An 11,756-nucleotide genomic window follows, 5' to 3' on the forward strand; every position below is an offset into this window, starting at 1 on the left:
GAGTATTTCCGCATTGTAGCTAAAGCCGTCAAGTCAGAACTGCCTAACCACCTCTACCTAGGTGCCCGCTTTGCCGATTGGGGAATGACACCGCAAGTGATACGCGCTTGCGCCAAACATGCCGATGTAATGAGTTATAACTACTACAAAGAAGGCTTACACCCAGAACCTTGGAAATTCCTGGAAGAAATCGATAAACCAAGCATCATTGGTGAGTTCTGTTTTGGCGCCCGGGACACCGGTTTTTACCACCCAGGGTTAGTGTCAGCGGAAAATCAAGACGAACGTGGTGAAATGTATGAGCGCTATGTCCAAAGTGTGATTGATAACCCGTATTTTGTCGGCTGCCACTACTTCCAATATATCGACTCACCGATCACCGGCCGTTCTTTTGATGGTGAAAACTACAACATCGGCTTTGTTTCGGTAACTGACGTGCCTTATGGTGGGATGGTTAATTCTGCCAAGACAATTAACAGCTCTTTATATCAGCAAAGATTCAACTCGCAAGCTAAGTGAAACTAACAATTAACACCCTGACCTATTAATAGGTCAGGGTCATCTATATCTTATTTAGATTGAATAATCTCACTCAACAGTATGTTATAAATCGGCATAAAACCATTGTTAAATGACCTCCGGCAAAGCCGGAGACTTATTGGGTGACGCCCTCTAAGGGCTTAAGTAAGCGCCCAAGGCGCTAAATTCCAAACTTCAATTGATCTCGGTGCTCATCTTCTTGTTCTTGATTCAGTATATATTCAAGAACTGTATCTTCGTCTAGACAGACAGTTGAAACAAAGTATCCCCTCGCCCAAAAATGTTCACCATTGAAGTTTCTCTGCCTGCCTCGAAACTTCTTAGCTATTGATATCGCACTTTTTCCTTTGAGGTAACCAACGACATTAGATACTGAATATTTTGGAGGGACACTGATACACATATGAACATGATCTTTCATCAAATGTCCTTCTTCGATCTTAATGCCTTTACGATTGGCCAACTCATGAAATGTGGAGCTTAGATGCTTCCTAATTGCACCATAGATCAATTTTTGTCTTTTCTTCGGGATAAATACCACGTGGTATTTACAATCCCATCTTGTATGAGACAGACTCTTATAGTCTCGCATAGGTTGTTTCCTCTTTACTTTTGGTCGAGCAAAGAAGTTACATAGAGCGTTGTCACGGTCAAACCTATGCGAGTCACCCCAGCATAGCTGGGGAGTTATCAATGTTAAATTATAATTAAATATCGTATTTTTATAGTTAGAATTTTCTACTCTACTGAATGATACCAAACAGTTTTGGTAGATATAAACTAATTTCTGGAATAAAAACGATAAAGAATGCACCTATTATTTGTAATGCAAATATTGGCAATATTGGCTTGATCACTTCTGAAATTGTTGTTTCGTTGATACTACAAGAAACAAAAAGAACTGGCCCAACTGGTGGTGTAACCAAACCAATTGAAAGCGTATACACAATGATAATACCAAAATGAATTGGGTCAATACCCATTGAGTGTGCAATTGGGTAGAAGATCGGTGTAAAAATGAGAATTGCTGGAGTCATATCCATAAATACACCAACAACAACCAGAATCACCACCATCATAGCTAATACCACATTCGTGTTATCACTAAAACCAATCAAAAAATCTGCAATTGTTTCTGGAATACTTGCAAATGTCATACTCCAACTCATTAGACCCGAGCAAGCAATAAGAAAGAAAATCACTGCTGCTGTCATAGCGGTATTAAACAAAATATCGAAACATTTTTTCCAAGTAAGTGTTTTGTAGCACAATGCCAAAATAAAGCTGTATAAAACAGCTATACCAGACGCTTCAACAGCAGTGAATATACCACCGATAATACCGGCCATAATTATTATCACAAGTGATAATGCTGGTAACGCATCAGCAAACGTCTTAAGGTATAGAGAAAAAGAAACCGGCGATTTATCTGGTTTATAGTTAAGACGTCTAGCATAGACATAAGCCATGATCATTGCACTACCCGCTAGCATTAACCCTGGAATATAGCCTGCGACAAAGAGTCCAGCAATTGATGCGCTGCCACCAATAAGTAATGAATACAGAATGAAAATACCAGTAGGTGGAATCATCATACCTGATGTTGATGATGTTGCGTTAAGTGCTGCTGTGATACCTCGATCGTATTTTTGCTTTTTAGCCATTGGCGAAACAATGCCGCCAATGGCCGTTGCAGCGGCGAGTGACGAGCCTGAGATAGAGCCAAATAAAATATTTCCAAGGATGTTAGCTTGCCAAAGCGTACCTGGAATACGTTTACCTAGGAGCATGGCTAAGTTAATCAAGCGTTGTGCAATGCCACCCTGGTTCATAATATTACCAGCCAAGATAAAAAATGGCAGCGCTAGAAAACCAAAGTTATCTAATGAACCAAATATCTTTTCACCTACAGTGGCAACCAAATCTGCGGATTCGATAAATAGAGATAGCGTAATCATTCCAGAAAATGCTAACCCTAAAGCTATTGGGGTTCCTACTGTTAAGAAGAAGAAAAAACTAACAAACAGAATAACTGTTGAGAACAACTCAAGTTTTTCAAAGGTCAAATATTCGTAAGTAGTTGTAGTGCGAAACCACAACCATCCCATAGACATGATAAAAATAAAAATAGTAGATTTAACCAACGCTACTAATGTGTTTTTATTTAGACCATGCTTATTTAAAAAGAACACAATTTCATTAACTATAATTAAAAAACCAGCAATAAATATAACTGATTGGAAGACCCCTATTGAAACACCAAGCATTGGTGTTTCAAAATTAGAATTTTTATTTACAGCCACTATGCCACCAATCAGCATAATGAAGCCATAAATGATAGTTACAGTGGTATTAAATGCACTTAGCATACGTTGATTATTGAGTGATATGTAATTATTGATTAGAGGCAAATTAAGGTGCCGTCCATGTAAGCAAGCAACGCCTGCACCTAGAATACCTAACCATATTAATGCATACCTTAAAACCTCTTCACTGAGAGAACTGGGCGAACCAAGCACATACCTTGATAAAACCTGATAAACAATAGTGATGCTCATTAACACAAGTAACATAACTAAAAAGGTACTTGTTATTTTAAAAAGGCCACTCACAACTTTATTAGTAATAAAGTTATCCAGATCATGGTCTTGTGAAGTATCTGATTCATACACCTTCAGAGTGGATTCTTCAACGATTTTAGAATCGGTAACAACTGACATGGTAAATTCCTCTATTCGCGAGAGAGGTATACCTCTCTCGCTAGCTTAATTATTTTAGGATAGTCATGATTTGATTGTAAGCTTCTGCTGTATCAGGGTTTTTCTCAAAGCTTTTGTAGAAGTCAGAAAATTTCATTTTCAGCTCATATTTATTGATATCAATGATTTTTACATCGAACTTGTCTTGAGCTAGTTGCACCGATTTAGTCTGATCTTCTTTTACTAAATCGATAGACTTGTTACTGATGTCTAGCATGATGTTCTTTATAGTATCCAGATCTTCAGGGGAGACTTTTTTCTGCATACGCTTACTCATAACGATTAAGTCAGTTAAGCGAACGTGCTCTGTGCGGATACCGTATGTGGCGATCTCACCGTAGTTAGAATCCCAAAATGCTGACAGGTTCATATCTGCCCCATCAACGATACCCTGCTGCATGGCTGGGTACACGTCACCAAAATTCATTGGAATTGGGTTGACACCTATGATTTTCAGTGACTCTATAAAGGTTTTACTATCCATTGATCGAATTTTCAACCTACCTAAATCATCCAACGAATCCACTGGTTTTGTTGATATAATGCTGCGGAAACCATTACTTATATAACCAAAAGCGATAAAACCATTTTGCTCAGTTGATGAGTAAAGAGTATTTTGAACATAATCACTGTTCATTACATTACGATAATCATCAACCGTTTCAAATAAGTAAGGCATATTGAGCACACTATAGGCTGGCCCGATGTTTTCTAAGGTTGCACTCCCCACTAAACCAAAATCAATAATTCCAGTTTGAATTTGCTGCAAATATTCTTGCTGGCTACCTAATGAACCATTCCAGAATACACGTACACGAACACGTTTATCTGTTTCTTTACCCACACGTTCGGCAAACTCTTTGATAAGTTTGCCTGATACTGTTCCGTCGGGTGGTGTGTTAGTAGCAAATCGCAATGTAGCAGCACTAGCAAACGTACTGGCCGTTGCAAGAATAGACAATGTTATAGTTAGCACTAATTTTTTTATCATCATTATTACCCTGTATTTTAATGTAATGCGTGATCTGCGCTGATTAGCCCCAGTACGAATCCCAGTCTTTATTTAGTCGTGTCAACGCTTCCATATAGAAGTAGTCCCCCCATGAAACACATTCATCCACCCCTTCTTCATCACAAGTGTTAAACGGGGTTTTCTTTGAATAAGTACCGTGCAAGACTAAGCCATTAGACTGATCAATATTTTTAACCGCGTAGCTGTTGTAGATGGAGTAGATGAGTTTTTTAGCAATCGAGCGATAAAGCGCAGCTTTCTCGTTATCAACTAAATCTGCCATTTCTAATAAACCACAGGCAGCAATAGAAGCAGAGGAGGTATCACGAGGCTCATTTGATCCATTGTTAAAATTGAGATCCCAATAGGGAACAAGATCATCCGGTAGGTGGTGGAAAAAGTATTCCGCCACTCTTTCAAATGCTTTCAAATATTCTTTGTCCTTTTCATGTTTATAGGCTAAGGCAAAACCATAAATGCCCCATGCTTGACCACGGGCCCAAGCAGAGTCATCGCTAAATCCTTGGCATGCTGATCCTCGCAAAGGTTTACCTGACTCTGGCTCCATAAAGAAAGTGTGATAGGTTGAGCCATCTTCACGAATAATATTTTCAAGTGTTGTTCTACTATGTACAGAAGCAATCTGACGGTATTTATCATCCCCTGTTTCTTCTGAAGCCCAATATAAAAGTGGAACATTCATCAAGCAATCAATAATAAAACGATAATTTTCCAATTGATTCATCGCTCCCCAAGCTTGAATAAAACCACCTTTAGATTGGTATCGAGCTATCAAAGCATCAGCCGCTAAAATGGCAGACTCACGGCCCTGTTCATTCTTAGTTAGTTTCCACGCCGACACACAAGATGGTGAATATAAAAAGCCAAGATCATGATGGTCAATTTCGACTTTATTGATAATACGTTGGTGAAAACTCTGAATCTGTATCAAATTTGAGTCTTTAAAAACATCATCTAGACTATTTTCATAAGCTAACCAGATAGTTCCCGGCCAGAAACCAGAAGTCCAGTGATCATTTTTACATGCCTGGTATTGATTTTTGACACTTGAATGCATTTGGCTAGCATGAGTAAAAGTCGTCAAGTTATGTTTAATAATGTTAATTGCATCGGATAACGCTTGGGTTACTCCCTGTTTGTCAATGGTCTGATATTGTTCAAAATTGATTGTAAAATTAATTCCCATACTGCCTCTCTATTAATACTAGAGTTCATTATTCAGTAGCTTCACTCTGTAATTATCCTTATTCTTCTTAAAACCAGAATTTAGTTCTGAGATAGAGATCGCATTAAACCTTTAATTTTCCTCATATGAAAATGTTACAATGATAATAGTTATCAGTTGCTATTTAACCATAACAGAATCCAATTAAGTCACTGTTTTAAATGCAAAAAAACAAAAACAGCAACTTTAAACCCTGTAGATTAAATAAAATCATCATGAAATTAATTTCATTTTGTGATTATCTTATCAGATTAACTAACTAACGAAGAATTTAATTGCAAAGATGCATATTTAATTTATAAAGTATTGACATATACCTGCACTAGAGAACGTATAAATGAGCAAGAAGGTAACATTAAAAGAGCTCGCCAAGTATTCGGGAACCTCTATCGCAACAGTCTCACGAGTTTTAAATAACTCAGAATTTGTCAGTAATGATACACGAGAAAGCATAAATCGAGCTATTGAACAAACTGGCTATAAGCGTCAAAACCGATTAGCTGTATTGTCTCAACTTAGGAAAATTGCCATCATTGCTAATGATGATGTTGAAACACCTTCAAGTTTTTACAATTCCATCCTATCTGGATTAAAATTTGAAGCTAACCGGCTATCAATTGATTATGAGTTATTTCTTATTAACCAAACGGACAACTTTGACAAGTACCATGAGTATTTATCCTCCTTTGATGGAATTTTACTAATTGGACTTGAAAACCCACTCACCCTTGAGCACCTAAAAAGACATGATCTACCCGTTCAAATAATTAATGGTGTCGATACCAATATGCTATGTTCCAGTATTTCCCCCGACTATGAACAAGGAGGCTATCTTGCCGGTCAGCATTTTATCAAGCAGTCTCTCATTCACCCCAAAATTATCACTGTCAATTTAAGACATTCCATCTATCAAAGACAGCAAGGTTTTATGCGTGCATATCATGATATAGGGGCTGATTTCTCTCTTGATGAACAAGTTATTGACTTGCTCGATGTGGCTAAAAATTCAGATCCCAAGCTATTTAAAATGATCAAAAATAATAATGCAGGGGCTAATTTCAGTGCTCATAAGCTGCTTCCGAATCTAATTGAACGTGGTTACTTTGATAACTGTGACTCGGTATTCTGCATTTGTGACATGATTGCTATTTCCTTAATTCAATCACTGAAAAATCATGGTACCCGCATTCCAGAAGATATTTCAGTGATTGGTTTTGATGATCTAGAAATATCTAAAATGATCACCCCTAACCTGACAACAATTCACGTTAATTATATCGATCTCGCAAAGCAAGGCCTGGCAATGTTGATCCACAAAATCAATCATGGAACCTTAAGCTCTGTGCGCTCTAACCTCTCCGTTGAACTCATTGAACGTAACTCGGTGAAATAAATCATGTCTAATTCACATAAAATGCTGGCGTTACTTAATAAACCAACTAAGTCAAATTTATCCCAATTACTGAATAGACTTATTCAACCAGCAGCAGAGTTTGCTGAACCTACAACTAGTGGCTTAAAGCTAGGCACTACTTCAGCACTATGCTCTGAATCAATAGCGAAAATGGAAGGCTTAAGTAGGTTATTTTGGGGGATTTTTCCAAGCATTGCAGGCTCATCCAACCAATGTGATCTAAGTGCATTAATTGAAGCAGTTAAGCTTGGAACCGATCCTTCCAGTTCTGAATACTGGGGAGATATTGGCGCAATTGATCAGCGAACAGTAGAAGCTGCAGTTTATGGTTTTGGTTTCTGCTTAGTGCCAGATCAGATTAAAGATCTTTTTGATCAACAATCCTTAGACAACCTAGTAACTTGGTTGGCGCAAACAGCCAACTGTGAAGTGGCAGATAGTAACTGGCGTTTTTTCCCTATTATCATCCAAGTTGGCCTTATGCGAATGGGGTTTGAATACGATCAGAGTTGCCTTAATCGTCACTTTAATGGAATCGAAGAAATGTACCTCGGCAATGGATGGTATTGCGATGGCCCAGGACGCCCAAAAGATTATTACATCTCAATGGGTTTTCACTTTTATAGCTTACTTTACGTTAAGTTTATGACCGACAAAGATCCAGAACGGTGTATGATTCTACAGAAGCGAGCTGAACAGTTTTCTCATGATTATATCACGCTATTTTCACCACAAGGTGATACTGTACCTTTTGGACGTAGCTTGACCTATCGTTTTGCCCACGTCGCTTATTGGAGCGCTATGGTTTACGTTGAAAGTAATGAACATAGTTTAGGCGTAATGAAAGGCATTATTTTACGCAATTTACGGTGGTGGGCAAAACAGGATATTTTAAATAACCACGGTCTAATTACGATTGGCTATTCCTACTCTAACCTTGTCATGGCTGAGGACTATAACGGCCCCGGCTCCCCATACTGGGCCCTGAAAACCTTCTTATTCCTCGCATTGGAAGATCAACACCCCTTCTGGCAATGCGAAGAAAAACCATTACCTATGATCGCAGAACCTAGAGTGATCCCTCAAGCAGCTAAGATCGTTTTTCAGCAAGCACAAAGCAATCACACTTGGTTTTTAACTTCGGGCCAACTAGAACTTAACAACTATGTAAACACTGATGCTAAGTACACTAAGTTCGCCTATTCAAACAAATACGGTTTCTGCCTTGATCGTGGCCGCTTTGGTTTACGGCATACTCCAATTGACTCTGCACTGTACCTGTCTGAAAAGGATGGTTACTTCCGCAGTCGTCGTGATTGTCAGCAACTAGAAATCACCTCAGATTATATCTATAGCCGCTGGGCTCCTTGGCACGATGTGACCGTTGATACTTGGCTTCTTGGCGAACCTAATTTTCAAGTTCGCGTACATAAGATCACTAGTCAAAGAGAGCTTGATAGCGTCGAAGGCGGGTGGGCGCTCCCTTTAAGCCAAGCACTGGATATTCACACTACAGAAAATTTATCTCATTGCCGTTATCAAGGTGGCAATTTATTTATTAAAGCCATCGCTGGAAATGACACACAGGGCTTTTTTCAACAAACACCGCCTAATAGTCATCTGCTGTTTTCAGAGCAAGCAACAATCCCAGCCCTACAATCTGAAATTTCAAAGGGGACAAACTGGTTAGTCTCTGTGATAGGTAGTGACTGCGATCGAGAAAACTTACCTGATATATCATTTGAAAGTCATACGCAAACGCTAACATGGCACCAAAAGCATATTCAGCTTAACCAACCAAGAAAAATCAATAATTAAAAAGATTTACTGGCTCTATTTAAACTTCTGCGTAGTAACTAAGATGTTCACAGAGGTCGTCAATAAGAGCCTTATCTCTATTAAAACCCTATAAAAATGTTAGTTAAAATATCAACTTAACTAAATGAGTCGCAGTTTCTCGGTTGATGCTTCCTTACTCAAGACAGCAAGGTTTTGGATAATGTAAGGTACGCCCCCGTTTTGTAAGTGAAAATCCAAAATAACAGAGTTGGTGATTGTACTAATATCCACCATTTGACTTTTCTTTCCTTAACGCTATTGCAGTCAATACCCAATTGACATCTCTAGCTTCTGGATACCGCTGGCATTGATGCAAGACACTTATAACCCCATTGGTAACATTACAAAGAAAGACCTTCTCCCTATCGTGCTTCTCAGGCAAGAGGGATGTCCTTTCTCGAATCAGTAAGTACACATCTCGGTACATGGCGTTTATATCTTCATGCTTCAGATCGTTAAACGTAGGATTCTGAACAATATCAAGGCATAAACTGGCACAGTGGACTGCCAAAACTGAATAATTCATAGATCACCTCCTTGCTGAAGAAACCGTTCAAAAGCACTACCGTCACGACGGGTTAGATTAGGCACATACCTTGAGTAAACGCGAAACAACATTGTGGTCGTGGTGTGCCCCATCTGATTTGCAATCCATTCCGGAGATTCACCGGAGGCCAATAACAACGTTGCGTAGGTATGACGGGTTTGATATGGATTCCTTGGCCGTAGCCCTGCTTTACGCAGTGTGGGGTACCAAACTGAACGGGATACAACCTGATAATTAAGGGGCTGGTGTTTGGTATTAGTAAAAACGTACTTATATTTAAGAACTGAAGTTTTCTTATGTTCGATTAATGCCTCAACTACCCTATCTGGCAGCATGACGACACGATAAGAGCCCTCTGTCTTGAGATCCGATAATTCACCACGAACCAAACTCTGATTGACCGTGATAGTTTTGTTCTTCAGATCGACGTCTTTCCACATCAAACCATCAATCTCACTGGTCCTTAATCCGGTAAAGAAGCGAGTGATGTAATAGGCCTTGAAATTAACTGTTGCACTTTGAATCACCAGCTCCACTTCCTGTAAATTGAAAGGATCAACTTCAGTGCGGCCAACCTTTAACGCTTTTATATTCTTCCAAGGCGAAGTAAACTCATAACGTTCAGCGGCTTCGTTTAGCATCATCCTTAATGGCGTCATGATATGATTGATGCGAGATGGACTAAGTACCTTCCCCTTTCGACCTGGGACTTTGGCGAGTGTAGATCGAAAGCTTAAGATTTGTTGCTTGGTGATGGCGCTGATCTTCTTACTGCCGAACATAGGTATAATGTACTTCCTAAGAATACCGTCAACATCCTCATAATGGCCTTTTCGCCACTCAATTTGCTTTTCAGATAACCAGATCTCTGCAAATTCATTCAGCCTTGGGGCATCTGGTGACTCAAAATATGCCTTTGCTTTGCGCTTACGTTCAGCAAGTACAGCAAACTTTTCGACTTTTTTACTTTTCGGAAAATATTTGGCGTAGTCGAAAGTGCCAAGGGTGATCTCTGCTTCAATATTTTTTAGTAACTGTCCGAGTCGGCGTCGATTACTGCTGTTGTCAATCAGCTGGGTATACTCACGACACCGTTGCCCTTTATATCTAAAATCCAGATACAACTTATTGTTTTTGACATTGATGCTTCCCATATTTCACCTCTCAACTTCCATTTGTCAGAGAATACGTTGTCACACCATTCAACATCTCTTCTTCAACGCGCTCCCAGATGAAAAGAATTTTCCGGCCACCAAATGGACGAATGTAATGAATACCTTCAAACAGAACAGAATCCTTTAGCTGCTCACGTATGACCCTCTTGTCATATTTGATGGCCGCGGATAGTTCTGCGGTTGTTAGATAGGTAAAGCCCATAAAACCTCCAAAGTGTCTTATTGTACCTCTTGAGGGTTATTATTGACCTCATGAGCACGCGCGTCAAGCACTTTTTGTACCTATAGAGGTACATTTAAAGTCTGGCAAGGTAACAATTAGCCCTTGAAAGCAGCTAGATCCTGGCACTGATCCTAAGTTATACTCTGGATATCAATATGTTGCGGAAATAGAAAATGATTAAGTGCCACCTTTCAGCCATTATGGGAGCCAAAAGACTCAAGATTGCTGATATTGTTAGAGATGCTGGCATTAACCGAAATACTGTTACTCGCCTCTATCATGAAACAAATAACCGAATCGATTTTGATACTTTAGAAAAGCTATGCCGTTATCTAGATTGTCAGGTTGGTGACTTACTAGAAGTGATTGATGACGAACAAACCGAAGATTGATGTACGTAACCAGGTTCTACCATTAGAAATAGTTATATTGAGCTGATGTTATTTCGCAAAGTGAAATGCATCTGTCTACTTGCCAATAAATCCAATGTGGTCCCCACTTTGGTCCCTTTGTGGTCCCCAGCGGTATCACTTGGCTTGTAGCACAACTGTAATTCTAATCGCCAGACACAGCAAAACACGCCATTAAGCGCTTTATTTTCAAACAGATATATTGGTTATTGCAAGAAAGGAGACTTGGAGCGGGCAGCGGGAATCGAACCCGCATCATCAGCTTGGAAGGCTGAGGTAATAGCCATTATACGATGCCCGCTTATTGGTTTTTGGCTTAGAGCCAAAGGTGATGTGCATCGAACAGTTGCTATATTGGCACAACTGGCAGGGAAAAGAAGTGTTGATTCTCAGCGCGTGACACAGATCACGAATGAGCACACTAAGTGCTTAATAAACAACCATATAAGTATGGATAATATACAGTTTATTGCTATTGCTCGAGTCCATAGCCAACGACACCGAACAAAAAAAAGCCAACCTTGTGTTTAATGCCGATCGTTTAAGCTAACTTGAACGATCCTGCAGTTAGGCGATAATCCCAACTAGTTG

General features: G+C 39.4%; 9 protein-coding genes, 1 tRNA gene and 1 pseudogene. 4 read left to right on the forward strand and 7 right to left on the reverse strand.

Annotated features, from left to right (window positions below; genetic code table 11):
* Positions 1-519, forward strand: a pseudogene (locus NHN17_RS24360) (agarase); the annotation flags it as partial.
* Positions 520-700: 181 nt separating this feature from the next.
* Here the strand turns inward: NHN17_RS24360 and tnpA are convergent.
* From tnpA to NHN17_RS24380, 4 genes are all read right to left on the reverse strand, one after another.
* A complete protein-coding gene (gene tnpA / locus NHN17_RS24365) occupies positions 701-1,132 on the reverse strand; it encodes an IS200/IS605 family transposase (protein ID WP_255045259.1) in 432 nt (143 codons plus the stop codon).
* Positions 1,133-1,283: 151 nt separating this feature from the next.
* Positions 1,284-3,260 carry a TRAP transporter large permease gene (locus tag NHN17_RS24370; RefSeq protein WP_255045260.1) on the reverse strand — a complete coding sequence of 659 codons (1,977 nt, stop codon included), beginning with the start codon at positions 3,258-3,260 and terminating at the stop codon, positions 1,284-1,286.
* A gap of 49 nt (positions 3,261-3,309) precedes the next feature.
* On the reverse strand, positions 3,310-4,293 hold the full coding sequence (gene dctP / locus NHN17_RS24375; RefSeq protein WP_255045262.1) for a TRAP transporter substrate-binding protein DctP: 984 nt from the start codon (positions 4,291-4,293) through the stop codon (positions 3,310-3,312).
* Positions 4,294-4,333: 40 nt separating this feature from the next.
* A complete protein-coding gene (locus NHN17_RS24380) occupies positions 4,334-5,518 on the reverse strand; it encodes a glycoside hydrolase family 88 protein (protein ID WP_255045263.1) in 1,185 nt (394 codons plus the stop codon).
* 376 nt (positions 5,519-5,894) lie between these two features.
* Between NHN17_RS24380 and NHN17_RS24385 the strand changes: the two genes are divergently transcribed.
* Together NHN17_RS24385 and NHN17_RS24390 are read left to right on the forward strand one after the other, a co-directional pair.
* Complete coding sequence (locus NHN17_RS24385; protein WP_255045265.1) at positions 5,895-6,950, forward strand: LacI family DNA-binding transcriptional regulator; 1,056 nt, start codon at positions 5,895-5,897, stop codon at positions 6,948-6,950.
* Between the two features lie 3 nt (positions 6,951-6,953).
* Positions 6,954-8,789: a DUF2264 domain-containing protein gene (locus tag NHN17_RS24390; protein WP_255045266.1), complete on the forward strand. Its 1,836-nt coding sequence runs from the start codon at positions 6,954-6,956 to the stop codon at positions 8,787-8,789.
* A 543-nt stretch (positions 8,790-9,332) separates the two neighbouring features.
* Here NHN17_RS24390 and NHN17_RS24395 read toward each other — a convergent pair.
* Positions 9,333-10,511 carry an Arm DNA-binding domain-containing protein gene (locus NHN17_RS24395; RefSeq protein WP_255045267.1) on the reverse strand — a complete coding sequence of 393 codons (1,179 nt, stop codon included), beginning with the start codon at positions 10,509-10,511 and terminating at the stop codon, positions 9,333-9,335.
* Positions 10,512-10,521: 10 nt separating this feature from the next.
* Positions 10,522-10,734: a hypothetical protein gene (locus NHN17_RS24400; RefSeq protein WP_255045269.1), complete on the reverse strand. Its 213-nt coding sequence runs from the start codon at positions 10,732-10,734 to the stop codon at positions 10,522-10,524.
* A 194-nt stretch (positions 10,735-10,928) separates the two neighbouring features.
* Between NHN17_RS24400 and NHN17_RS24405 the strand changes: the two genes are divergently transcribed.
* On the forward strand, positions 10,929-11,147 hold the full coding sequence (locus NHN17_RS24405; protein WP_255045270.1) for a helix-turn-helix domain-containing protein: 219 nt from the start codon (positions 10,929-10,931) through the stop codon (positions 11,145-11,147).
* Between the two features lie 244 nt (positions 11,148-11,391).
* Here the strand turns inward: NHN17_RS24405 and NHN17_RS24410 are convergent.
* Positions 11,392-11,466 (reverse strand) — tRNA-Gly (locus NHN17_RS24410).
* Positions 11,467-11,756 lie beyond the last annotated feature (290 nt).

Source organism: Photobacterium pectinilyticum, from assembly GCF_024357955.1.
GTDB classification, from domain to species: domain Bacteria; phylum Pseudomonadota; class Gammaproteobacteria; order Enterobacterales; family Vibrionaceae; genus Photobacterium; species Photobacterium pectinilyticum.